Origin of the sequence: Alcanivorax xiamenensis, from assembly GCF_009846745.1 — a bacterium.
Taxonomy (GTDB): Bacteria; Pseudomonadota; Gammaproteobacteria; order Pseudomonadales; family Alcanivoracaceae; genus Alloalcanivorax; species Alloalcanivorax xiamenensis.
In genome coordinates this window covers 1-24034 of the sequence record NZ_AQPF01000010.1, presented here as the reverse complement: position 1 = coordinate 24034, position 24034 = coordinate 1, and the positions used below count along the sequence as shown (strand labels likewise).

The following is a 24034-nucleotide window of genomic DNA, read 5'->3' as shown; positions in this document are numbered from 1 at the left end:
GCGAACCGCCGCGGCGTCCTCAGTGACGCCGCTGCCTTGCCGATCGCCTCAACGCCTGGGGCGGCAGTTCAAAAGCGCGCAGAAAAGCCCTGCGCATACGCCCGGGATCCTTGAATCCGGCTTCCTCGGCGATCCGTTCGAACGACGCGAACCCCGTTTCCACCGCGTTACGCGCCACTTCCAGGCGCAGACGCTCCACTGCTTTCGCCGGCGTTACTCCGGTTTCCGCCATGAAGCCGCGGGCAAAGTGCCGGGGGCTCATGGCGGCGCGTTCGGCCAGACGTTCCACCGTCAACGGCTCCGCCAGATGCAAGCGCATCCACTGGATCAGTTCAGCGAAACGGCCGCTGCGCCCACCCAGCGACACCAGCGCCGAGAACTGCGACTGCCCTCCCGGCCTGCGGTGATGCACCACCAGTTGTTGCGCGGTACGACGCGCCGGCTCCTCCCCCAGGTCGTCCTCGATCAAGGCCAGGGCCAGATCAATGCCGGCGGAAATACCCGCCGAGCTCCAGATGTGGCCATCTCTGATAAAGATGCATTCCGTGTCCAACCGCACCCGCGGATAGCGCCGACGAAACGCGTCACACCCTTCCCAATGCGTGGTAGCGCGACGCCCGTCCAGCAAACCGGCTTCCGCCAGCAGAAAGGCACCGGAACACACACTGGTGATACGCCGCGCCCTCACGCCGGCGAGCCAGCCGATCAGCGCCCCGACCGCCGACGGCGAGCGCACGATCTCGCCCCCCGCCACCAGGACGGTATCGAAAGGGCCGGCATCCAGCGGTTCGGCCATCACGCTGACCCCGGACGAACTGATCACGGCTCCTGCCTCCGGCGCCAGCCAGCGCAACCGATAGCTACCGGGGCAAAACCTTTCGGCGATCTCGAACGCCGTGGCCGGGCCAGTGGCGTCCAACACCTGAAAACCGGTATGGATAACCACCGCAATGGTTCGCATCATGGCGGTTTTTGCCTGTTTTATGACATTTCAGACAAAGCCTAGCCGGTCTAGGGTAAAGATCAAACAATCCCATGGGAGACGGCACGATGACTCGGCGACTTGGGTTATGGGGCGGCCTTGGCGCCGCCGGTTTGTTTCTTATCCTGGCCGGAGGCGGGTTGCTGTCCCTGCCACCGACACCGGCCGCCAGCCCGCAGCCACCGATCGCCCGGCAGGAAATCGACGCCACACTCCGGGCTCTGGCGCCACCGAAACGCGCGCGCCCCCTGATCGCCATCATCGGCATCAATGACGCCACCGAAACCAACGATTACCTGACCAGCTACGGTATCCTGAAGCGTGCCGACGTGGCGGATGTGGTGGCGCTGGCCACCGGCCCCGGCCCGATGCGGCTCTATCCGGCACTGAAACTGGAACCGCAGGCCACCATCGCTGATTTCGACCTGCGCTACCCGAACGGCGCCGACTATGTGGTGGTGCCCGCCATGACCCGCGATGACGATCCGGTCGCGCTACGTTGGATTCAACAGCAAGCGCGGAGCGGCGCGATCATCATCGGCGTCTGCGCCGGCGCCAAAGTGTTGGGCGCCGCCGGGCTGCTGGATGGCAAAAGGGCCACCACACACTGGTACTATCTCGAGGCGCTGCTGCAGCGGAGCCCGTCCGTGCGTTATGTCCCGAATCGCCGTTTCGTGGTCGACCAGGGCGTGGCCACCACCACCGGCATCACCGCCTCCATGCCGATGATGCTGACACTGATCGAGGCGATCGCCGGTACCGACCGGGCCCGGCGGGTTGCCGAGGGCCTCGGCGTGAGCCGCTGGGACGCACGCCACGACAGCCGCCCCTTCACCTTCACCCGCCCATTCGCGCTCACCGTGATCGGCAACACCCTGGCGTTCTGGAACCGGGACCAATGGGCCATGCCGTTGCGCGACGGCGTGGACGAAGTGTCCCTGGCCCTGACTCTGGACGCCTGGTCGCGCACCTATCGCTCCACAGCGATCACCTTCGCCGCCAGCGCCAGCGTGGCCAGCCGCGGCGGCATCCGCCTGCTCGCCGATCAGGTGCGGCGGGACTGGCCACGGTCTCAGCGCCTGCCGCCGCCGGCACAACAGCCGCCGGCTGGAGTACTGGACCAGACCCTGCGTGAGATCCGTCAACGCTATGGCCAAGGCACCGCCCGGGTGGTCGCGATGCAGCTTGAATACCCCTGGGACGCGTCCCCCTGACACCAGGTCAGGGAGGCCTTCAGCGCGCGGATCGCGCCAACATGCCGCGCACCTCGGCCACCAGCGCCGACACCGCCGGCGTCGACGAGGTCATATGAAAACGGACCGGCGGCAGCCGGGGCAGGTTGAGCGCGCCAGCGATCCGTGTCAGCCCCTCGGGTACCGCCGAGGCGTTCAGGCAAGCAACGCCGAGCCCCGCGGACAACGCCAGGTGCATACCCGCCACGCCGGACGCCGAATGGGCGATGTAATAGGGTCGCCGGTGGGATTCCAGCATGCCCATCGTGTACCGATGCAAGGCACAGCTGGCCGGCAGCGCCACTATCGGCACCGGTTCGGAGGACGTCAGCTCAAGAGAAGAATGGGCCACCCAGCATAAGGGCTCACGGCGCAACAGCCGTCGTTGTCCGGCATCAGCGAAGGACTCCGGCACCACGTCAGGCAGCACCATGGAAATGCCCAGATCGTATTCCCGCGCCGTCACTTCCTGCTCGATCAGGGCGCTCTTCAGAATCGCCACATGCAAACGCAGGCGCGGATAGCGGCCACGGATGCGACGCAGCAAGGTGGGCACCCAGTCCGGCCGGAAATAATCGGTGATCGCCAACCGCACGTCCCCCGCCAGCAGCAGGCCCTGCATGTCCTGATAGGCGGTGTCGTTCAGCGCCAGCAGCTTGCGGGCATGGTCGACCAGCCGCTCTCCCGCCGGTGTCGGCACCACCCCCTGCTTGCCACGCACCAGCAGCGGCACACCGCACTGTTGCTCCAACTTTCTCACCTGCTCACTAAGGGTGGACTGAGAACGGCACAGGATCGGCACCGCCGCCGACAGGCTGCCCTGTTCCACCGCCGTCACCAGGGTGTTCAGCAACTCCAGATCAAAGCGTTTCACCACGCATTCTTCCAAGCTTGCGCCAGCCATCGGTCTGGCCGATGGACAGTATCTTATATTCCCGTTATTCGGATGACCAAATCTGTTCTAACCTGCCTTCTGCTCACCCCTGAAACCTCACTCGATGGAGACCCGAGTCATGCCCGGGATTGATCTGACCCTGTCCGCTGGCCCCGACCCCGACCCCGAACAGGCCCGACGTATCGCCCAAGCGCTCACTACCCTGACCTGCCGGGTACTGGACAAGGAAGTGCAACGCACCATGGTGCAAATCCGCTATCTCCCCCGGGAGCAATGGTTCATCGGCGGGCGCTCACTGGCCGAACTGAATCAGGATTCCTTCCGGCTGGTGGTCACCATCACCGACGAGACCAATACCAAGCGACAGAAAGCGGACTACCAGGCGCTCGCTTTCAAGGAAATGTGCCAGCTGCTCGGCGATGTGCACCCCCATTCCAACATCCACATCGTCGACTGCCGCGCCGCCGCCTACGGCTACGGCGGAATTTCCCAGGAGGCTTACGCCTACCGCGCCTGAGCACCATCGCGGACAAACCGGAAGCCCCGGCTTCCGGTTTGCTTTGCCCCCGCCTCTCGGCTAGCCTCTGCGGCTCCGTCCACTACCGATTCATGAGAGCACCGTGTCCGCCTCCCGACTTGTCGCCCTGCTTCTCGGCCTCGCCGCCGTTATCCTCGCCGCCTGGTTCTTCTTTGGTTTCGATGAAATGTGGCGCCTGATTCCCACCGGTCTGCTAATCGGCTTTGCCTATGCGGCACTGAAAACCGCGGCGTCGAAAGAGGACAAGGGAGACAACAAGTAACCCGGCACCCCTACTCTCCCCGAAAACTCGCCGGGTGGCCGACGGACGGCAGCCTTCGCCCTCCCCTGGGTTCGTGCCACTTCAATGACACCCGGAGCATGGCGGGGATGGTTTCGGAAATGATCAGGTTTAGAGCGTCCGGCGGCGGACTGGGAAACGGCGATTCTGCCCCAATTTTGCCCCAGTGATCGGCCCAAAACGAAAAAAGCCCTGAAAAATCAGGGCTTTAATTTGGCGGTGAGGGAGGGATTGACTCGCTGACGCTCGGGGCTTCGCCCCGTCGCCCAAGGGCGACGTCCTGCGCCGGCCAAGGCCGGCTGGTCGAACCGGAGGGCCCTTATCAAAGCCGCCCACGACCACCAAATAAAAAGCCCCGCTTACGCGGGGCTCTTTATTTGGCGGTGAGGGAGGGATTCGAACCCTCGATACGTTTCCGTATACACACTTTCCAGGCGTGCTCCTTCGGCCACTCGGACACCTCACCGGGGAAACTCTTTGTCGTCCCAGCCCGTAGGCTGAGGGCGCGTAGAGTACCGGAGGGGCGCGGGTTAGGCAAGGGTTGGGAGGGCGACTGTTCAGGGTTTAATCAGATCACAAAGGATCGGAAAGGTATCCACCGCCAGCCAGGCCAGCAGCACCATCTGCACCAGTAAAAAGGCGAAGCGGATCTGCACCAGCCAGTGGTTCACCCCGAGCAGATGAACCAGGCTCTGACCGATACGGGCGGCGAGAATCCAGGGCAGCAGCCGGCCGGCCAGGTCGTTGCCAACAACCATCGCCGCGCCGGCAATGACAATCACCACACCGAGCAGTTCCAGGGTGTTCTGATAGGCGCGCGAGAGACGGCTGAGAAATTCCGCCGGCTCATAGTGATACGGCGGGAAAGCATCGGCACGTCGGCGGCCGGACATCACTTGTAGCCCGCGGCCGGCGACCAGGGCGAAGAGCAGAAACAACGCCCAGCTACCGAAGCCGAGCAGATAGAGCAACGCGGAAGTATCCAGGGTCATGGTTTCAGTATCCGGGCAAGAAAGGTGCCCTGATACTGGCAGACCGGCTGCCCCTGTTCATTGTCCGCCCGCGCCATAATGCGCAGCGACGCCTTGCCGCGCCGTTGCAGCCGCTCGCGGAAACGTTCCCGGTCAGCGGCTTCGGATTCGGCGGTGATCACCATATCGATGTCGAGTGGCAGCAAATAGTCCAGCGACGAGGTGACCGCCACCACGTCCACCTTCTGATCCGGCAGGATCCGTTCCGCCAGCACCGAGGTCAGTGACCAGCCCGCCAGGGTCACCAGCGCCGCCTGGCTGCCGGCGAAAAAGGTACCCTTGTCGTTATGGTTGGGCGCCAGTGGTGCCCGCAACCGCAGCTGTTCGCCATCGAAATCCAGGTACTCGAACGCCAGGTGACGGGTCAGCGGGATCGCCGCGCGAACTTTTCCGGCCAGGGCCGTGAGATCAGTCATCGGGCAGCTCCCGTACATACCGATCCGGCGTTTCGTCCGGCACGGTCTTGAGCGCGCCGGCCGGCGTACCCAGGTAAATGAACGCCACCACCTGATCCTTGTCGGCGAAGCCCAGACGCCGCTTCACCGCCGCGTCCTCGGCGATGGCGCCGGTACGCCACATGGCGCCGATACCCAGCGCATGGGCGGCAAGCATGATGTTCTGGGCCGCCGCGCCAGCCGCCAGCACCTGCTCCCAGACCGGCACTTTGTGGCCTTCGGTCACTTCCGCCGCCACCACGATCACCGCCGGTGCGCGCAGTGCTTTGTTGCGGGCATTGGCGAGGGTGCACGGGTCCGCTTCGGCGACGGTCTCGGCGGCGTGTTTTTCCATGATGTCCGCCAACCGCTCACGCCGGTCACCACGCAGCACGATGAATCGCCAGGGTCGCAGCATGCCGTGGTCCGGTGCCCGGATCGCGGCACGCAGCAGCAGGTCGATCTGCTCATCGCTGGGGCCGGGATCGGTCAGCCGCGGCACTGACACCCGCGTGGTCAAGGCAGTGAGGGTATCCATGCAATCTCCTTTTTTAATAAGAGCGCCATTGTAGCCTCGTGGCGCGGAGACGCCACCAGGGCAAGCGGCAGAGGCGGCCGTTTGTCCGCCGGCAAAAATCATTCTTTTTTCTTATAAAAAATTCTAATAAGCTCTTCGGTTATCCCCAGGACAAGGAGTCAACCATGCGCCGTGCCGCCGCCGCTCTCGCGGTATTTTCTTTGCTTCCGGTCGGGATCGACACCGTCCATGGCTGACCCCGCCCTGTCATCACGCCAGTTCCTGGATCTGAAGGAACAGACCCGCCGGCAAACCCATCTGACCCGGATACTGGCGTTTCTGGTTGCCAGCGGCATGCTCGGGGCGGGTATCGGCCTGCAGGTCTATCCCTTCTCTTTATTGTGGGCGGTGGCGCCGCTGCTGGCCTATCCGTTGCTGATCCAGTTGTTGGCGATGGTGGCGGAAAAACGCGGTGTGGCGGCGACCACGCTGTCGCAGGCGTTGTTGCAGACGGACGCTCTGTGCATTGGTTTCGCCTGTGCCTGTTTATGGTTCGCGGTGGTGCCCAGTCTGGCGTTGCTGGCCATTGTGCACGCCAACGCCATGAGCCATGGGGGCTGGCGTCCCTGGCTGGGCAGCGTGGTGATGACCGCGCTGGGCGCGGGCGTCGGCGGCGCTCTGTTCTATCTGCTGGATCCCGCTTTCGAGCCGGTACCACAGGCTCCGTTATCCTTGATTATCCTCGCCCTGCTGGGGCTGGCGGTGTACATGGGGGCCAGCGCCTTCTTCGCGCAGCGCCAGACCCGGTATCTGCGCCTGGCACAGCAGCAAGTGCGCGAGCAGCAGCGGCAGGCGCTGAATATGTCGCGCAAACTGGCCAAGTATCTGCCACCGCAGATCTGGGGGTCGCTGTTCACCGGCAAACGGGACGCCAAACTGGAAACCCGGCGCAAACGCCTCACCGTGTTTTTCTCCGACATCAAGGGGTTCAGCGCGATCTCCGAGGAACTGCCTCTGGACACGCTGACCGCCATGCTCAATACCTACCTGAGCGAGATGACCCGCATTGCTTTGCGTCATGGCGGTACCATCGACAAATTCATCGGTGACGCGGTGATGGTGTTCTTCGGCGACCCGAAAAGCGAAGGCGCCCAGGAAGACGCCTTCCGCTGCGTGGCCATGGCCATCGAGATGCAGCGCCATATGCGGCTGCTGCGTCAGCGCTGGAAGCACGAGGGCATCAAGCAGCCGCTGGAGATCCGTATCGGCATCAACACCGGCTATGTCACGGTCGGCAACTTCGGTACCGATAGCCGCATGGACTACACCATTCTCGGCACCGATGTGAATCTGGCCAGCCGGCTGGAATCCGCCTGCCGTCCGGGCCAGGTGCTGATTTCCGAATCCACCCATGAACTGGTGCGGGAACGGATTCAATGTCGCAGCGTCGGCGACATCAGCGCCAAGGGCTTCAGCCGCCCGATTCCGGTCTACGAAGCCCGCGATCTGAAGCGCCACGCCGGATCCCGAAGCCGTTATGTCAGTGCCGAAACCGAGGGGTTCGCCTTGCATATGGACCTCGAGCGTATTCACAATTTCGACAAAAAACGCATACTCGGGACATTGGCCCGTTCGGCCACGGACTTGAAAGACAACAAACCGGTGTCCCTGGACTTCGAAGCGGAAGGCTTCGTGCTGCACCTGGACTCCGGCCGCCTGCATCATCGGGAGCGTCCCCGGGTACTGGAATTCATGGGGCGGGCGGCGCGGCGGGTACAGGAGCAGCTCCGTCTCTGAGCTCTCCAACCCGGACAAAGGGACACCACCGGGAGCGACTATGGCGATTTCTGCATCGGCGGGCTGGTTGAGCCGCCTGGAACGGCTGGGCAACCGGCTGCCCCACCCCACCCTTCTGTTCGTTTGGCTGTGCCTGCTGATGCTGCCTCTGAGTGCGATCCTGGCGGCGCTGGGCACCAACGCCTTCCACCCTCAAGAGCAAACGGAAATCGTGGTGCGTTCGCTGCTTGATAGCGAGGGCTTGCGGTACCTGTTCAGCCACATGGTCAGCAACTTCACCGGTTTCGCCCCCCTGGGCGTGGTGCTGGTGGCGATGCTTGGCCTGGGCATCGCCGAGCATTCCGGTCTACTGGGCGGCAGCCTGGCGGCGCTGGTACGCCGGGCGTCCCACCGTACGCTGGTGGCCACGGTGGCGTTCGCCGGCGTCATGTCCAGTATCGCCTTCGATGCCGGCTATGTGGTGCTGATCCCGCTGGCCGGGTTGTTGTTCCAACTGGCCGGCCGTTCCCCGCTGGCCGGTATCGCCACCGCTTTCGCGGCGGTGTCCGGCGGCTACAGCGCCAATCTGTTGCTGGGCCCGGTGGACGCGGTGCTGGCCGGGATTTCCACCGAAGCGGCGCACATCATCGATCCCCAGCGCGACGTCAGCGCCGCCGGCAATTACTGGTTCATTATCGTTTCCACGGTACTGGTGACCGCGCTGGTGACCCTGGTGACGGTGCGCTTTGTCGAACCCCGGCTGACCGCCGGCACGATGGACGGGAGCAGCCGGGACGAGCAGCCGCGCCTGCACCGGCGCGCGGCGATCTGGACCCTGGTTACGCTGATTCTCGGGCTGGCGTTTCTGGCCTGGCTGGGGCTGCCGTCGGGCGCGCCGCTGCGTGATGCGGACACCGGTTCTCTGCTGCAATCCCCGTTCATGTCCAGCATCGTGGTGTTGATCGCGCTGGTGGCCGCCGCCTGCGGCGTGGTCTACGGCCGCGTCAGCGGCGCATTCCGCTCCGCCGGTGATGTCATCACCGCCATGGAAACCACCATGGCGTCCATGGCCGGTTATCTGGTACTGATGTTCTTCGCCGCCCAGTTCGTGGCCTGGTTCAACTACAGCCAACTGGGACTGGTGCTTGCCATTCGCGGCGCCGCCTGGCTGGGCACGCTGTCCTTGCCCACGGTATTGCTGCTATTGCTGTTCGTGTTGATGAGCACCACCATCAATCTGCTGATCGGCAGCGCCTCGGCCAAATGGTCGATTCTGGCGCCGGTGTTCATCCCCATGCTGATGCTGCTCGGTATCGACCCGGAAGCCACTCAGGCCGCCTATCGGGTAGGCGATTCCAGCACCAATATCATCACCCCACTGATGCCCTACTTCGCCCTGGTGTTGGGCTTCGCCCGCCGCTACCAGGCGGACACCGGCGTCGGCACCCTGATCGCGCTAATGCTGCCCTACAGCCTCACGCTGCTGCTGGGCTGGTCGATCCTGCTCGGCGTCTGGATCACGGTGGGGTGGCCGTTGGGAACATAAAAAGCAGTGAATAGTGAATAGTGAATAGTGAATAGTGAAGGAAAGGGTGAGGGTTGCGGATACGCAAGCCCTCTTTTTTAACTGTTCACTTTTAACTCTTCACTATTCACTGCCTTATTTCACTGTCTTATTGTCCGGAGGTTCTCCGGCGCCGGTTCGAAGTTGCTGCGGAACGGGTTGATGTCGAGACCGCCGCGGCGGGTGAAGCGGCCGAGGACGGAGAGTTTGGCGGGGGCGCATTGGCGTTGCAGGTCGACGAACATCTGCTCGACGATCTGCTCATGGAAGCCCTGGTGGTTGCGCAGGGAGACCACATAGCGCAGAAAACCCGCCGGATCGATGGGCCTACCTTCATAACGTACCACCACGGTGCCCCAGTCCGGCTGATTGGTCACCGGGCAATGGCTGCGCAGCAGGTGCGAATAGAGCTCGCCCTGATGGTCCTCGCCGGTGCCGGCGGTGAGCAGAGCCGCGTCGTACGCGAAGGTATCGATGGTCAGGTCCAGTTCATCCACGCAGACGCCGTCGCCATGCCAGACCGGTTGCGCCGCGGCGTCCCCCAGAGACAGAATCCGTACCGTCACCTTTTCTCCAGCCACCTTGCCCAGATCGGCGGTGATGATTTCCCGTACCGCATCGGCGTCGGTATAGCGGCTGTTGGCGAACGAGTTCAGGTACAGCTTCAGCGACTTGGATTCGATGATGTTGTCCGAGGTACACGGCACCCGGATTTCCGCCAGCGCCACCCGGGGTTTGCCGCCCTGGTCCAACCAGGACAGCTCGTAGCCGGTCCACAGGTCCTCGCCCTGGAACGGCAGGGCGCCGTTTTCCAGGGCCAGGCTTTCCCGCGCCAGCGCCCGGGGCACCGGATACAGCAGTTCCGGTGCGTATTGGTCCACGTAGTCACTGGTTTGCCCCAGCGGGGCGTCTTTCAGATAGCTCATCGGTCTTGTCTCAGGCGCGAATACCGGTGCCACGCCGCAGCAGCCACAGGGCCAGAATATAGAACCCCAGCACGAACAGCGCGATGGTCCCCAAGGAGGTGTACACATTGACGTCGCTGACCCCCAGGATACCGTAACGGAAGGCGTTGACCATGTAGACGATGGGGTTGGCCAGGGTCACCGCGCGCCAGAAATCCGGTAGCAGCTCCAGCGAATAGAACACTCCGCCCAGATAGGTCAGCGGCGTCAGCACGAAATTGGGAATAATGCTGATGTCATCGAAGTTACGGGCGAACACCGCGTTGATGAAACCACCGAGAGAGAACAACGCCGCCGTCATCACCACCACCGACAGCGTGATCCAGGCGTGCTGGAGAGTCAGGTGGGTGAAGAACAGACTCAGCACGGTGACGATGCCACCGACCATCAAGCCCCGCGCGATCCCTCCCACCATGTAACCGGTGAGGATGACGTGGGCCGGCATTGGCGACACCATCATTTCCTCGATGGAATGCTGGAACTTGGTGGAAAAGAACGAACTGACCACGTTGCCGTAGCTGTTCTGGATCACGCTCATCATGATCAGACCAGGGACGATGTACTGCATGTAATCGAAGCCGCCCATGTCGCCGATGCGGCTGCCCACCAGGTTGCCAAAGATAACGAAATACAGGGACATGGTGATCGCCGGGGGCAGCAAAGTCTGCGGCCAGATGCGCACGAAACGGCGAATTTCCTTGGTCACCAGGGTGAGAAACGCCACCCACTGTTCGGTAAAACTCACGAGGCGGCCTCCTTGCCGGCAAGATCCGCGTTGCGTTCCACCAGTCGCACGAACAATTCCTCCAGCCGGTTGGCTTTGTTACGCATGCTCAGCACCTGAATGTCCTGTTCCGCCAGGGCGCCGAACAGGCGATTGAGACTTTCGGTTTTGGGCACATCCACTTCCAGGGTGGCGGCGTCACGCAGGCGCACGTGAAAACCGCATAATTCCGGCGCGCTTTGCAACGGCCGTTGCAGGTCGAGCACGAAGGTCTCCACCTGCAGTTTCTCCAGCAACGATCGCATATCCGTATTCTCGACGATCACCCCATGGTCGATGATGGCGATGCGCCGGCACAGCGACTCCGCCTCTTCCAGATAGTGGGTGGTGAGAATGATGGTGCGGCCCTGTTCGTTCAGGCCGATGAGAAAATCCCACATGGAGCGGCGCAACTCGATGTCGACGCCGGCGGTGGGTTCATCCAGGATCAGCAGCTCCGGTTCATGCACCAGCGCGCGGGCGATCATCAAGCGGCGCTTCATACCCCCGGAGAGCATGCGCGCGGCGGACTGGCGTTTCTCCCACAAGCCAAGCTGTCGCAGATATTTCTCCGCCTGCCGTCTGGCCTCGGCGATGGGGATGCCGTAGAACCCGGCCTGGGTGACGACGATGTCGTACACTTTCTCGAATTGATTGAAATTGAATTCCTGCGGCACCACGCCGATCTTCTTTTTCGCCAGCGCCCGCTCCCGGTCCAGCGAGTGGCCGAAGATCTCGACGTCGCCGCCACTTTTGTTCACCAGGGAACTGACAATGCCGATGGTGGTGGATTTGCCGGCGCCATTGGGACCCAGCAATGCGAAGAATTCGCCTTTTTCAACGGTCAGGTCGATGCCCTTGAGCGCCTGGACACCGTTGCTGTAGGTTTTGGTCAGATTACGAATGCTCAAGGCCGACAAAAATCACCTCTCTTTCCGGTCTGGGGCGGAAAACGGTTTTAAACCGAATGCTTTACTCATCGATGCGTGGCGGACAAACAGGACGGTGCCGGGTGCCCCCAATCAGGATATAACCGCCCGCCCCGGCTGCCGCACCATAACGCGATCACAGCAACGGACGGTTGCCCAATCCAGCTTAATTGGGGGTAGCCGAAGACAAAATCAAGCGGAGGCGCGCAGCGCGCGACGGCCGCGCTCGCCGCGCCACACCCAGTGCATACCGCCGTCCTGGAACCAGACCCAGAGGCCTTCCATCATCCAGGGCCAATCGTCCTGGTTGATGGAGCGCCGCCCTTCCAGCTCCGCCACCAACACCGCGAGAATGGTGTCATGGGTCACGTGAACCGCCAGTTCGCCGCTGTCCGGTTCCCGGTCACGCAGATAGCTGGCCAGTTTGGCACACCCCTCCGCCGGCGACAGCATGCCCTCGAATGGATTCTGCAAATGGCGATTGAGGAATCGCATGGCGCCCATCTTGAGAAAGGTGGGCCCCACCCGGTTCATGTCCTGCACATAGCAACCCGGTTCCACCAGCGTGTTGTCGGTGAGCACATCCATGGGGCGATCGATCAAGCCAGCACGCAGCGCCCCCTCGGCCATGGCCTTGGCGGTGTCCACGCAACGCCCCACCGGGCTGGAATAAAACGCCGACACCGGGCGCGCCAACTGCCCTCCCCAATCCCGGGCCAGTTCAATGCCTTCCGGCGTCAACGGCAGCCGGTAATCCGCAAACCCGTTCTTGGCCAGCTCGCGAACCGAATGGCGGGTCAACAAATGCACCGGCCGGTCCGTCGGCAACAGATTCAGGGCGTGCAATAAACGCGGATGTAATCGGGCCATGGTCGGGGTTGGGGCCTTTTCCTGACTATCCGGACCATCTTAGAGCCTGAGGTTCTTTTCTGCACCTCCGGTGGAGACCTTATTACATATAACCAGCGGCCGACATGCCCGGGACGCATGCCAACCATGCGTATTGGTACATTGATACCGGCTTTGCGCCGCCGCTATGGTTGACGCTTCCGGGATCAGGGGCATCGCATTTGGACAAGGACCTTCCCACGGCAACGGCGACGGTGACGACGCCGATCACCGGCCGTCTTACCCTGTTGTTCGCCGTGGCGGTGGGCATCATTGTCACTAATCTGTTCGCGCCACAAACGCTGGTGGGGATGATTGGCGGCTCACTGGGGCTGTCGCAAAGCCAGCAGGGACTGGTTGCCATGGCACCGCTGGCCGGCTACGCCGCCGGGCTGTTGTTGCTGGTGCCGCTGGCTGACCGTCTGGAAAACCGTGCCCTGGTGCTGCGTCTGCTATTGATTGCCATCATCGCCGCCAGCCTCTGCTCGGTGGCACCCAACGCGCCCCTGTTGCTGGTCGCGCTGGTGGTGCTGGGGCTGAGTTGCTCGGCGATCCAGGTGCTGGTGCCGCTGGCCGCGTCCATGGCGCCAGCGGCGCAACGCGGGCGGACCATCGGCAATGTCATGTCCGGCCTGATGTTCGGCATTCTGCTGTCCCGGCCCATGGCCAGCCTGATCGCCGATCTGTACCAGTGGCGCGCTTTTTATCTCTGCAACGCGACCTTGATGTTACTGCTCTGGGCCGCGCTCTACCGCGCCCTGCCCCGCCGCCATCCGGGCAACCCGCAACGCTATCCGGCACTGCTTCTGTCCCTCTGGGAACTACTGCGCGAGCAGCCGGTACTGCGCCAACGGGCACTGACCGCAGCCCTGGTGATGGCCACGTTCAGTCTGTTCTGGACCACCGTGGCCCTGCGTCTGGTGCGGCCGCCGTTTCAATTGGACTACAAGGAGGTCGCCCTGTTTGCTCTGGTCGGTGTCACCGGCGCCCTGGCCACGCCCTGGTTCGGCCGCCTGGGCGACCGTGGCGGTACTCGCCCCGGCACCGTGGCCAGTCATTTGATGGTCATCGCCGCCTTTCTGATCGCAGCCCGAGCCGGCAACGGGGCGCTGCCGTTCTGGCCCGGGCTGGGTCTGCTGGCCTTCAGCGCGGTGCTACTGGATGTCGGTGTTACGGGTGATCAAACCCTGGGCCGGCGCGTGATCAATTTGATTGAACCAGATAGCGTGCGTGGACGGATCAACGCCCTGTTCGTAGGCCTGTTCTTCGTCGGCGGCGCCCTGGGTTCCGCGCTCAGTGGCCTGGCCTGGGCCCATGGTGGCTGGAGCCTGACCTGCCTGTTGGGCGCGGGGCTGGCACTGGCGGCCCTGGTAGCCCAGGCCAGGCAACGCTGAAACGATGCCATCGGCGAGCAGGGCCGGGCTGGCCGGGACAGCCCGGCGTTTCCTCGACCCGCCAGCGTTCGCCGTCTAGTCTGACGGATAGCGCCCGTTGAACGGGGCTCTCTGAATCCACCATCGCGGTGTGTCGGCGCGCCGGATCGGACAGCGCACCAGAGCATCGCCGTCAATGCTGATGGCGCGGCCATGCTCATGGCGCAACACGGCGGTGGTCTCTCTCCCCGTGGCACCATCACGCAAGGCGGTGTCCTGATCCGGGCCGTCGCCGCAACGCAGTTGCAGGGTGCTTTGGAATTCACCGGGCGCGGGTGTTTCTCCCCCGGCCGCGAGCACGGCGCAATACTGGTCGAACCACTGCAGCGCACCGCCGGCCGGTCGTGACAGATCCAGGGACACCCGCTCGTCAGCGCCGCCACGTTCACAGCCTCCGTCCTCGCGCGCGTAAACCCCGTCATGGAATCGGCCCGCCCGTCGCCGGTACGGCTCCGCCGGATCGGGCACGTCATCGATCTTCTGAACAGACAACACCTGACGAATCTCCCGCCGTTCCCGCCGGGGGTCCGCCAGCACCATCGCTTCCACTTTACAGAGGGCGTCCTCCTGGCAAGCCGCGTCAACCAGGTTCAGGATCTCACTGTCGGCGGGGATAACGCAGTGATGGTCGCCTTTGATGACAGCCCCCGCCTCACCGGAGGCCATTTTCGGATAGCCGTAGCAGACCGCCCATTGCAGAGCCCCCGGCTCCGTGGCGGGCGCCACCCTTGCCCGAATCGCCGCCGGGATCTGGTCCGCTTCGGAGGGGCAAGGCTCGTACCGGGTGGCGATACGCGCTCCCTCCATATACCAATCCGCGCCACGCACGCCCGGCTCAACTCCGGTGGAGAAACAGGCCGCCGCCGACCCGCCCCGCGGTGAAATCAGCAACGCCCAGTTAACGTCACCGCCACTGGCGGGGTCGAAGGCATGCATCAGCAGGCCATGGTCCGTCGCCAGGATTTTCCCGGCGACCGCATCCCGGGTCTCGACCAGGAGGGCCTGGCGAATCCCGGGGTCATCCACCGCCGTGGTGACCGCGGCTTTCACCGAGGGCGCATCCAGGAAGGACACGCCATCGACGTCATCCCATGGATACTGGCTCACGTAGCGGTCCAGTGCCGCCGCCCTATCCGCGCTGCCAATAGTGGACAGCGCCATCAACATGGCGGCCGCCACCGCCGGCAATTTCCTTTGCGTCATCCCGGATTCCCCTTTTCCCTATCAGATCCGCGTTCAGCGCGTCTTGCGCAACAGAATACCGCCGACGATCAGCCCGGCCGCGCCGATCACCGTGTAAGGCAGTGCCATGGCCAGCAGCCAGAACCAGAACGCGGTGGAGGCATCGCTTTCCGCCCGGGAGCCCGGGTTGATCAGGGCGCCGAGGTTCAGCCCCGAAAACAGCAGCGTGGAGACGATGTTCATCAACAATACCGCGCCCAGTGCCACGAGCCCCCAGCCAATCAGGCGTTTCATCACGGTGATCCGCGCCAACCATACGGCGATGGCAATGGCCACCAGCAACTGGATCACCAGCGCCGCGATGATCACATAATGAAATGCCGTGGGGTCCTCGGCCAACCAATCAGGCTCGGCGCCAAGAACGGGAGAAAGGAAGGGCGCGACAATGCCAAAACTGACCCGTCCGATAACCAGACCGAACAGAATCCCCACCAGCCACCTGATCCATGTGGATTTCATTCGGTCCCTGCCCTGTTTGTGAAAGCCGATTGGTGATAACGGGTTTGGTGCGCAACCGCGCCTGCCCAATAGTAAACGGATGTGGTTGAACGCACCAAGCATATTGATCGCTGGACCGGCAGCAGCCAACGTCTTGTCGGGAACAGGAGGCGGCCGGGACTTTGATCAGGATCAATTCACCTTCCATCCACCGGCGTACTTTTGGAGCGTGGCCCCGTGAATGTTCACGGTGGCGCCGTCAACAGCCCCGCCATTCCATTCGGGAGGAGGTTCCATGTTCACCACCGCACTCGTCGCCCTGGACCAATCGCCCGCCGCTCCCGCCACGCTGGCACGCCTCACGGACCTGAGCACCTGGGGCATCAAGAAAGTGATCCTGGCCCATGTGGTGCGAGTCAGTTATAACCAGTTCGCCGCCTACGACCACGGCGAAAATTACCGGGAATGGCTGGAACGTTGCGCCAAGCCGCTCAAGAAAGCGGGCCTTGAGGTAACCGTCTGCGTGCGGATTTCCGGACTGGTGGCGGATGAATTGCTGGCCATCGCCGGTGAATTCGACGCGGACCTGCTGCTCGTTGGGTCACGGGCACACAGCCGGGCCAGCACTCTGTTTCTGGGCAGCGTCGCCCGCGATCTGATCCGCAAGACCACGCTGTCGTTGTTTCTGGAATGGGTTGCTCCGGATGCGGAAGACACCGGCACCGAGGGGGCTCCGCCAGTCACACCGGCGCTGAATCAAGTGCTGCTGGCGACGGATTTGTCCCGATACGCCAGTGGCGCGGAAAACCTTATCCGCGAGTTATCCACCGAAGCCACCCGCATCGATCTGTTAACCGTGCTAACCCCGGATGGCCTGATTAACACCCCCGCCCTGCCAGTGATGGCCGCCGCCGCGTTGAACCACATTCGCGATTATCTGCCCGGCAAGCCGGAACAGATCAGCGTGCTGACCCCAAAAGGTTCCCCCGCGGAGACCATAGTGCGCATCGCTTCGGAACGGGATGCTACCCTGATCATCATCGGCAAGCACGGTCAGGGATGGCTGGAAAGCAAGCTGATCGGCACCACCGCCACCGAAGTGTGCGAAGCCGCGCAGCGCCCGGTGCTGATAGCGCCGTTGAAGAAAGGCGAATAGTCTTCGCCGGGCCACGGCCACGTCAGGGAGCCACCATGAACATCACCTCCACCAAATCAATGGTTGACTGGACCGGGAACGCTCACCGCCAACTGGCCAAGGCAGTGCAGCAGGTTACGACAGCAAACAGCCCAGAGAACCGGGGCTCGGCTTGCTTACCTGAAACGCCACGAAACACTGTTGGCAAAACTGGTGGAAGGGTCTGAAGCCGAGACGGCCCCAAGGCACTATTCACCTTACTCTATGACTACGGCAAACACGCGCTGATGGAGGCGGACCGCGCGTGTGGCCACTCCAGCGGAAATTTGCCCTACCATGGCATGGTCCACGAAGTGTTCGCCATCCACGGTCAGATCATGGACCTGTACCGGTATGTGTTGGAACAATCCACCCTACCCGAACAACAACCCCTATTTGAGTCGCGGCTATGCGCGGAAGAAAGTGGACCGCGACGCGTCCCTCCGGCTGGTAGCAACCTTTCCCTTTCATTGTTGTCTGGAGCAGCGCCGGCTGGAACTGGCGGAGCGCTCAACAATCGTATTGCGGTTCCGGCACCCGCAGCGGAAGGTTCAGGGTGTTGCTGAGAAGGGAAGCGAGATCGTCCAGTACGTCCATGTCACCGAAGGATTCGGAAATACCCAATGTTCGCTCCACGCCAGGCGCGGCATGAAAGAGCAGGACCAGGAAGGCGCCACCGCCTCCCTTGGCGGGTCTGAGCTTTTGAAGACGGAGCGCGACAATACGCTCGACCGGTACGATATGCAGTTGTTTCGCACAAACAATCAAGGCCTCATGGTCCGACGACAAGCCTATCCGGCCCAGGAAATCATCCTGATCCAGCGGCGGCAGACAGACAAAATCCTGGCTGTAGCCATCAGGGATGCTGGCCCACAGTGCCTTCAGTGTTGACGCCGACACCATGCCTCGCACCTCGTCAAGAGGCGTAAAAGACCCCAGCCATTCTCTCTCCCGCACACTCATCGGGCGACGATAGCCAGGCTCGATAAGAATCGAGCAGGCCGTTTTCAGTCGCCGGTCCCGCTCATGGGCCGGAACATTCCGATTCCACCCCGGGGGTTGCAGCTTTGGCGGCCAGACAGTGAGCGAAATACGGGCCGGGCCGGCGCGCCAGATCGACGAGATCGTATTGTTACGCACCCCGATCGGGGCCGGGCCCAGCAGCTCAGTGATCCGGCGGTGCGCATGACGAAGGTTGGCAAGCGGGTCATTTTTGATCCATACATCCCCGCTGAACCATAGGGGCACGTGGTGGCGAGACGGCGCCCTGAATATTTGCGGAGATATGGGATAGAGCAAGCCGTCGAGTGCCAATGGGCAAGGCGTGATCGGGCTTTGCTCCCAGTCGTAGGCAGGATGACGAACCAGACCAAAGCGGTCAATGAGTTCCTGGCCACTTGCCCGCCAGGGAAAACCAATGCCGTCCAGCGTGTCCTGAATGGCATTTCCCTTCCCCGGAGCCCAGGGCAATTCGAGGTCGGCGGGTCGGTCTAACACCGGTGGCGTGTCTTCAGTCAATCCGAAAAGATCGCACAGCTTGCGAAGAACGCCAGAGAAGCGGGGACTCGTCATTGAATTTTCTTCATTCAGGTGCTCCGCTGATCCATCAATCCATGTAAGAACGCATATCGCATCCTTGCCATCTTTCCAGGTGGAGTCCGACTCATGCGTTGCAAACGAAACGGCGCCCATGACTCTCGCATTCCCGTGAGACTGTTTACCGAAATCGTTCACCCCGTGACAGTATTGCATTGCTACAGATTTGTGTGTAACCCCCAGCGTGGATTCCTCCGGTGGCCGGGGTGTTATACCCTGCGAGAGTCTCCACTGCTTTCAACGCTGGAATAGAGAGCCTTCTCATTGACCCGCGACGCACTGCTTATTGCCTACAACGCCTCTCTGTATATCCTGCTGCCATTGGGGTTGCTGGCGATGCTCTGGTGGTGCTGGAAGATTGTCTGGCCAGTTATTGCACGACGTCTGGATAACGGAGTAAGCATCGACGGCCTGATCGGCATTATTTTCTGGACCATGTTGCCCGGTCTGGCGCTTTTCGTCCTGTTTTCCGTGCCGGCCATCTACATCGGCAAGCAGTTATCACAGGAAGATTATTGTCGCGGGCTTATTCGCGTGAGCGACCTGAAAGCGGACGATCCGCTAGTGCGGAAGCGCTGTGCCCTCTGGGATATTGAAGCCTTGATGAGTGAGGAGTAAGTCCTACTGAATAGCGACCAGGCATATCGGCGATGTCTGGCGCTCCAGCTCGCGATCCCAACCAAACAGAAAGCCGGGGGCAGCGCAACAATGCTTTATGAATCCCGAAAGGAAAATGGAGCGGGAAACGAGATTCGAACTCGCGACCCCAACCTTGGCAAGGTTGTGCTCTACCAGCTGAGCTATTCCCGCTTGTCACTGCTTCGCCTGAACGAAAGAGTGGCGTCCCCTAGGGGAGTCGAACCACTGTTACCGCCGTGAAAGGGCGGTGTCCTAGGCCACTAGACGAAGGGGACCCGGACTTGCTGGCCAATCCCCTTGCGGGACTGCCCTGTCAAGCGGCGCGTAGTCTAGAAACCCGGGCCGGTAGCGTCAAGGAGAAATTCCCCTGGTCGACACCGTTCGTTCATAATCCGTCCAATCTCGGCGATTCCGACGGTTTTCACCTGACCGGGCGGTCCCCTGTTGACCCTTCCTCGACACTGCTATATGCCTGTTGCAGCCGGCCGCGGGACTTTTTCAACTCCGCCCGCGGCGGCAGGCACGGGCTCCGGCCCACCCAATCCGACAACGAAAACCGGGAGACCCCAATGACCATCAAACTGTATGGCGCCATGCTGTCGCCGTTCGTGCGCAAAACCCGCGTGGTACTGGCCCTCAAAGGCGTGGAACATGAGACCGTCAACGTGGACCCGCGCAACGCGCCGGACTGGTATCGGGATCTCAACCCGCTGGGGCGCATCCCGGCACTGGATTACGACGGCCAGATTCTCGCCGACTCCGGGGTGATCTGCGCTTTCCTGGAAAAGACACACCCGGAACCGTCTCTCTACCCGGAGGATCCCTACGAGTACGCCCGCGCCCTGTGGTTCGAGAAATTCGGCGACTACGAGCTGGGGGTCAACTGCACCTTCGGTGTGTTCTTCAATCGGGTGGTACGGCGTCTGATGGGCAAGGACGCGGATGAAGCCGCGGCACAAAAAGCGTTGCAGGGAGCGGTTCCGCCACTGCTCGAATACCTGGACCGTGAACTGGAAGGCAAGACCTACTTCGTTGGTGAACGTCTGACCATCGCCGACATCGCGGTGGCCAGTCAGCTGGTGAATTTCCAGCATGCCGGCGAAGGCGTCGAGTCCTACCCGAACCTGGCCGCCCATAAGGAACGCCTGCACGCGCTGGACCCGTTCACCCAGACCATCGCCAAGGAAAGCGGCTTCCTCACCAAGGTCCTCGGCGGCTGATCAGGGCCGCTCTCCGGCTCCCTGAACAGAGTCCGCTCCGGTGTCCTCCACGGATACCAGGGCGGCGCGCCCGTCAGTGGCAATACGCACCCGCGCCAGACCTCCCTGGCGCAGCCGCCGTTCCAGTTCCAGCGCCTTATCCTTGGGCGCGAAATAGGCTTCAATGCCGTATTCCACCGTCACCGAGCCCACCCGCACGGCGCGGATGCGGCCACGAATGAAATCCCCCGGCGGCGGTGAGTAACGGGTCTCCACCGCTTTCCATACCTGACCTTTCCGGTGCAGTTGCACATACACCTCCCGCCCTACTTTCGGCACCCCCACCTCCGGCATCGGCGCCTCGCTGATGTCATAGCGCAACCGGGCATAGTTACCGCGCAACAGATCGCGGGGATCCACCGGCACGGTACGCAGCACCACCTCCTTGCCAAACCAGACCGGATAGCGCGCGTAGCCCAGCAGGCCCAGCAGCACCACTACCTGCAACAAAACCGCCGCCACCAGGGCGCGTAACCGCCAGCGCCTAGTCATGGGCCACCTCCGGACCGCGCCGGCGCCAATAACGGGCACCGCCGTAGAGAATGGCGGCCATGACCAGGAACAACAAAGCCGCGCCCAGGTAATCCCCGATCAGATCGAGGTAACGCAGTATCGCCAACACCGCCAGCGTGCCCAGACCGGCAAAGAACCGGCGCGGGTCGGTGCGCAGCAGCCCCTCACGTATCCAGGCCATGGCCACCAGCAGGACCACCAGATTGGCGGCCACGGTCCAGTACAGGCTCTGCTCCGGCCGCCCCCAACCATGCCCCAGTACCAGCCCGGCCAGCGCCAGCCAGGGCAGGATGCCCCGGGGGTTGAGCGCGATCGCCGCCAACAGCAACGGCAGCGCCGCCCACAATCCCGGATCCAGCCAGCCCCAATGGCTGTGCAAATAGTCTTTCCAGAGCCCCTCGAACGTCAGCGGCAGCAACACCAGCAACGACAACCGTCCCAGCCACGGCAAAGGGGCCCAGCGGGAATCGTGACGCCGTTCCAGCCGTTGGCAGAGCACCTGGGCGAGCACCAGCAGGGCAAGGTTGAACGTCAGGTGGCCGGCCCGCCAATGAGGCCCGAAATCGGTATGGAACACCCAGGACAGCATCAGATTGAGCCACAGCGCCAGCGTCGCCAGCACCGGCAGCATCACCACATTGGCATGACGGCGCCAGGCCAGCCAACCCGCCACGCCGAGAAACAGGATCCCGGCCCAGGGCGGCGAGAACGGGGTTTCCATCACCATCCATACGGCAGTGAGCGCCACCAGCAGCAGCGTCACCAGCAAACGCCGGGAGAAAAACGCCACCGGCAGCGTGCCGATCATCCACAGCAGCACGCCGTTGGGAAAATGCTCGCCGAGATGGTACATCTGCCCCACCAGCATGATCGAGGCGCCATAGCAGACGGCGCCGAGAAACAGCCAGCCGCCCCCTTCGCCATGACGCCCCCAGCGCCACAACCCGACTCCGTTGGCGGCCACGGTGAGGGCCAGCAGACCGGCGAAGCGCACGCCCCGGGGCAGGCCGTCCCAGTGGGCGGACACCACCAGCAGCAGTGCCAGGCCGATGAACAGCAGCGCGCAGGCGGTCAACACCCTCGTCCCCAGGGAGTCGCCGCTGGTTTCCAGTCCCGTGCCATAACGGGACAGAATACGCCGGGCCTGATCCTCCTCGATCAGCCCCTCGGCCAACCACTGTCGCAGCTCCCGGCGCAGAGCGTCTTTGCGTATCACGTTCTTCCCAATCCTTTCGGTGCGGGCTTCCAGAGCATGCTAGCACGCTGGGTGCGCAGCCTTACCGTGATCGTTCAATCCCCGCGCCCATTCGCTGCCCAGGCAGCTTCCCACAGCGGCTCCGTGGCACTTCCGTGGGAAGCTGCCTGGGCAGCGAATACGGCGTCTGACCCACGGACCGCGACCTTTTCAAGCCGTCAAAGCGGCAGCCCCAGCCGCCGCGCCTCCATGCGGCGCAGGAATTCCAGCATCACCTGCCGGTACAGATCCTCACCCAGCCACAGGTCCTCGACACCGGCGTCGATGTTGGGATTGTCGTTCACCTCCATCACTACCACCTGATCGCCGGATTGCTTCAGGTCCACGCCGTACAACCCATTACCCATCAGCCGGGCGGCTTTCAGCGCCACTCTCAGCACCTTCGGCGGCACTTCGCGGATCGGTACCGTGCGCGCGTTGCCGGAGGCGGTTTTGCCGCTGTCCTTGTGATGATAAATCTGCCAATGCCCCTTGCTCATGAAGTACTGGCAGGCAAACAACGGCCGGTTGTTGAGCACGCCAATACGCCAGTCGTAATCGGTGTACATAAAAGCCTGGGCCAGCACCACGGCGGATTGCTTCAAGTAGCCGTGCAGCGCGGTTGCCAGCGTCTCGCGGTCCTCCACCTTGCTGATGCCCCGGGAAAAACTGCCGTCCGGGATCTTCAGCACCATCGGCAAGCCCAATTCCCCGATCAGGCCGTCCACCTGCTCCGCGCTGGCGCTGAACACAAAGGCGGTGGGCGGCACCGGCACGCCATTGGATTGCATCAGCTCGGCCAGATAAATCTTGTTGGTGCAGCGCAGGATCGAGCGCGGATCGTCGATCACCACCAGGCCTTCCTGCTCAGCCTTGCGGGCGAACTGATAGGTGTGATGATCGATGGCGGTGGTTTCGCGAATGAACAGGCCATCGTATTCGCCCAGGCGGGCATAGGCGTCCCGGCCGACCTGCTCCACCTTGATGCCGAGTTGGCGACCGGCCTGCCTGAAGCGCTTCAACGCGGTGCGATTGCTTGGCGGCATGGCCTCCTGCTCGTTCACCAGCATGGCCAGATCGTAGCGCTCGCCACGGCGCCGGCGTGGGCCGCGCCAGACTCTCGCGTTGAACTGCTCCAGGGCCCGAGCGAACTGGTCCTCCTCGGCGCCCTTCACCTGTTTCAGACTCGGCGTTCTGATCGCCTCCAGGACCCACTGGTCGCGACGCCGGAACGACACCCGCAGAATCGGGCATGGCAACTGATCAAAGATCTGCCGCGCCAGTTCCGTCAGCCCTTCCTGTTCGGTTTGCCCGAAGTAGATATTGAACGTCACCTTGGTGGCATCGCCGCCCTGCTTCTTCATCGCCTTGTCCAGCGCCGATTCGAAGCGCTCGAAGTGCAGGCCGTACAACGCCTTGTGGCTGAGATCATTGACGGTGCGCACCGAGGGCATGACACGTTGACCACGGGCTTCCGCCAGCAACGAACAGTAGTAGCCGGGGGACAGGTATTTATAACTGCGGCACAGATTGATCACCTGCACTTTCTTGTCGGTGCAGACCGGCTCGGTGGCTTGCAGGTAATCACGGGCGGACAGCAGATTACGGGCGGGATAGTACGCCGCCCAATCCGCCGGATCGTCCACCAGGATAATGACTTGGCTCATCGGGGTTCCATTGAGAAGGCTAAGGACGCCGGACGCCGGACGCCG

Annotated in this window: 24 protein-coding genes and 3 tRNA genes; 9 read left to right on the top strand and 18 right to left on the bottom strand. The window is 62.8% G+C overall.

Features of this window, described 5'->3' with window-relative positions:
* Window positions 1-19: 19 nt before the first annotated feature.
* On the bottom strand, window positions 20-964 hold the full coding sequence (locus tag A6D6_RS08775; RefSeq protein WP_159660509.1) for a GlxA family transcriptional regulator: 945 nt from the start codon (window positions 962-964) through the stop codon (window positions 20-22).
* 86 nt (window positions 965-1050) lie between these two features.
* Between A6D6_RS08775 and A6D6_RS08770 the strand changes: the two genes are divergently transcribed.
* On the top strand, window positions 1051-2196 hold the full coding sequence (locus tag A6D6_RS08770) for a DJ-1/PfpI family protein (RefSeq protein ID WP_159660508.1): 1146 nt from the start codon (window positions 1051-1053) through the stop codon (window positions 2194-2196).
* A 19-nt stretch (window positions 2197-2215) separates the two neighbouring features.
* On the opposite strand, the gene A6D6_RS08765 is transcribed toward A6D6_RS08770, so the two are convergent.
* Window positions 2216-3091, bottom strand: coding sequence for a LysR family transcriptional regulator (locus A6D6_RS08765; protein ID WP_236564043.1), 876 nt, complete (start codon window positions 3089-3091; stop codon window positions 2216-2218).
* 136 nt (window positions 3092-3227) lie between these two features.
* Here A6D6_RS08765 and A6D6_RS08760 point away from each other — a divergent pair, with 136 nt between their 5' ends.
* Window positions 3228-3626, top strand: a complete 399-nt coding sequence (locus A6D6_RS08760) for a tautomerase family protein (protein ID WP_133492683.1) — start codon at window positions 3228-3230, stop codon at window positions 3624-3626.
* A gap of 103 nt (window positions 3627-3729) precedes the next feature.
* Window positions 3730-3909: a hypothetical protein gene (locus A6D6_RS08755; protein ID WP_133492684.1), complete on the top strand. Its 180-nt coding sequence runs from the start codon at window positions 3730-3732 to the stop codon at window positions 3907-3909.
* A 396-nt stretch (window positions 3910-4305) separates the two neighbouring features.
* Here A6D6_RS08755 and A6D6_RS08750 read toward each other — a convergent pair.
* The 4 genes from A6D6_RS08750 to A6D6_RS08735 form a co-directional block, all read right to left on the bottom strand.
* Window positions 4306-4393, bottom strand: a tRNA-Ser gene (locus tag A6D6_RS08750).
* Between the two features lie 91 nt (window positions 4394-4484).
* Complete coding sequence (locus A6D6_RS08745) at window positions 4485-4919, bottom strand: MAPEG family protein (protein WP_133492685.1); 435 nt, start codon at window positions 4917-4919, stop codon at window positions 4485-4487.
* Complete coding sequence (locus A6D6_RS08740; protein WP_133492686.1) at window positions 4916-5374, bottom strand: YiiD C-terminal domain-containing protein; 459 nt, start codon at window positions 5372-5374, stop codon at window positions 4916-4918. Before A6D6_RS08740 ends, A6D6_RS08745 begins: the two co-directional genes overlap by 4 nt.
* Window positions 5367-5930, bottom strand: a complete 564-nt coding sequence (locus tag A6D6_RS08735; RefSeq protein ID WP_133492687.1) for a nitroreductase family protein — start codon at window positions 5928-5930, stop codon at window positions 5367-5369. The genes A6D6_RS08740 and A6D6_RS08735 overlap by 8 nt, the downstream gene beginning before the upstream one ends.
* A 228-nt stretch (window positions 5931-6158) precedes the next feature.
* Here A6D6_RS08735 and A6D6_RS08730 point away from each other — a divergent pair, with 228 nt between their 5' ends.
* Window positions 6159-7706 carry an adenylate/guanylate cyclase domain-containing protein gene (locus tag A6D6_RS08730; RefSeq protein WP_159660507.1) on the top strand — a complete coding sequence of 516 codons (1548 nt, stop codon included), beginning with the start codon at window positions 6159-6161 and terminating at the stop codon, window positions 7704-7706.
* Between the two features lie 40 nt (window positions 7707-7746).
* Window positions 7747-9231, top strand: a complete 1485-nt coding sequence (locus A6D6_RS08725; protein WP_201303739.1) for an AbgT family transporter — start codon at window positions 7747-7749, stop codon at window positions 9229-9231.
* Window positions 9232-9350: 119 nt separating this feature from the next.
* Here the strand turns inward: A6D6_RS08725 and queF are convergent, their stop codons facing one another.
* The 4 genes from queF to A6D6_RS08705 form a co-directional block, all read right to left on the bottom strand.
* Window positions 9351-10175, bottom strand: a complete 825-nt coding sequence (gene queF, locus A6D6_RS08720; RefSeq protein WP_159660506.1) for an NADPH-dependent 7-cyano-7-deazaguanine reductase QueF — start codon at window positions 10173-10175, stop codon at window positions 9351-9353.
* Between the two features lie 10 nt (window positions 10176-10185).
* Window positions 10186-10959 (bottom strand): ABC transporter permease, encoded by a 774-nt coding sequence (locus tag A6D6_RS08715; protein WP_133492690.1) that lies wholly within the window; start codon window positions 10957-10959, stop codon window positions 10186-10188.
* Window positions 10956-11897: an ABC transporter ATP-binding protein gene (locus A6D6_RS08710; protein ID WP_133492691.1), complete on the bottom strand. Its 942-nt coding sequence runs from the start codon at window positions 11895-11897 to the stop codon at window positions 10956-10958. The genes A6D6_RS08715 and A6D6_RS08710 overlap by 4 nt, the downstream gene beginning before the upstream one ends.
* A gap of 201 nt (window positions 11898-12098) precedes the next feature.
* Window positions 12099-12776, bottom strand: coding sequence for a histidine phosphatase family protein (locus A6D6_RS08705; RefSeq protein ID WP_133492692.1), 678 nt, complete (start codon window positions 12774-12776; stop codon window positions 12099-12101).
* A 200-nt stretch (window positions 12777-12976) separates the two neighbouring features.
* On the opposite strand from A6D6_RS08705, the gene A6D6_RS08700 reads away from it, so the two are divergent.
* Window positions 12977-14188 carry an MFS transporter gene (locus A6D6_RS08700; RefSeq protein ID WP_201303738.1) on the top strand — a complete coding sequence of 404 codons (1212 nt, stop codon included), beginning with the start codon at window positions 12977-12979 and terminating at the stop codon, window positions 14186-14188.
* Between the two features lie 75 nt (window positions 14189-14263).
* Here A6D6_RS08700 and A6D6_RS08695 read toward each other — a convergent pair whose 3' ends face one another.
* Both A6D6_RS08695 and A6D6_RS08690 read right to left on the bottom strand, forming a co-directional pair.
* Window positions 14264-15430 carry a hypothetical protein gene (locus A6D6_RS08695; protein ID WP_133492694.1) on the bottom strand — a complete coding sequence of 389 codons (1167 nt, stop codon included), beginning with the start codon at window positions 15428-15430 and terminating at the stop codon, window positions 14264-14266.
* 33 nt (window positions 15431-15463) lie between these two features.
* Window positions 15464-15928, bottom strand: a complete 465-nt coding sequence (locus A6D6_RS08690; RefSeq protein ID WP_159660504.1) for a hypothetical protein — start codon at window positions 15926-15928, stop codon at window positions 15464-15466.
* Between the two features lie 274 nt (window positions 15929-16202).
* Between A6D6_RS08690 and A6D6_RS08685 the strand changes: the two genes are divergently transcribed.
* Window positions 16203-17063 (top strand): universal stress protein, encoded by an 861-nt coding sequence (locus A6D6_RS08685; protein WP_159660503.1) that lies wholly within the window; start codon window positions 16203-16205, stop codon window positions 17061-17063.
* A 528-nt stretch (window positions 17064-17591) separates the two neighbouring features.
* Here the strand turns inward: A6D6_RS08685 and A6D6_RS08680 are convergent.
* Window positions 17592-18773 carry a hypothetical protein gene (locus A6D6_RS08680; RefSeq protein WP_159660502.1) on the bottom strand — a complete coding sequence of 394 codons (1182 nt, stop codon included), beginning with the start codon at window positions 18771-18773 and terminating at the stop codon, window positions 17592-17594.
* 168 nt (window positions 18774-18941) lie between these two features.
* Between A6D6_RS08680 and A6D6_RS08675 the strand changes: the two genes are divergently transcribed.
* Complete coding sequence (locus tag A6D6_RS08675) at window positions 18942-19295, top strand: hypothetical protein (RefSeq protein WP_133492698.1); 354 nt, start codon at window positions 18942-18944, stop codon at window positions 19293-19295.
* Window positions 19296-19411: 116 nt separating this feature from the next.
* Here the strand turns inward: A6D6_RS08675 and A6D6_RS08670 are convergent.
* Both A6D6_RS08670 and A6D6_RS08665 read right to left on the bottom strand, forming a co-directional pair.
* Window positions 19412-19487 (bottom strand) — tRNA-Gly (locus A6D6_RS08670).
* 28 nt (window positions 19488-19515) lie between these two features.
* Window positions 19516-19591: transfer RNA gene (locus tag A6D6_RS08665), tRNA-Glu, on the bottom strand.
* 294 nt (window positions 19592-19885) lie between these two features.
* Between A6D6_RS08665 and A6D6_RS08660 the strand changes: the two genes are divergently transcribed.
* Window positions 19886-20536, top strand: coding sequence for a glutathione S-transferase family protein (locus tag A6D6_RS08660; protein WP_133492699.1), 651 nt, complete (start codon window positions 19886-19888; stop codon window positions 20534-20536).
* On the opposite strand, the gene A6D6_RS08655 is transcribed toward A6D6_RS08660, so the two are convergent.
* From A6D6_RS08655 to A6D6_RS08645, 3 genes are all read right to left on the bottom strand, one after another.
* Window positions 20537-21067 carry a GDYXXLXY domain-containing protein gene (locus A6D6_RS08655; protein WP_159660501.1) on the bottom strand — a complete coding sequence of 177 codons (531 nt, stop codon included), beginning with the start codon at window positions 21065-21067 and terminating at the stop codon, window positions 20537-20539.
* A complete protein-coding gene (locus A6D6_RS08650) occupies window positions 21060-22304 on the bottom strand; it encodes a DUF2157 domain-containing protein (RefSeq protein ID WP_159660500.1) in 1245 nt (414 codons plus the stop codon). The genes A6D6_RS08655 and A6D6_RS08650 overlap by 8 nt, the downstream gene beginning before the upstream one ends.
* A 197-nt stretch (window positions 22305-22501) precedes the next feature.
* Complete coding sequence (locus A6D6_RS08645; RefSeq protein ID WP_159660499.1) at window positions 22502-23989, bottom strand: RimK family ATP-grasp domain-containing protein; 1488 nt, start codon at window positions 23987-23989, stop codon at window positions 22502-22504.
* Window positions 23990-24034 lie beyond the last annotated feature (45 nt).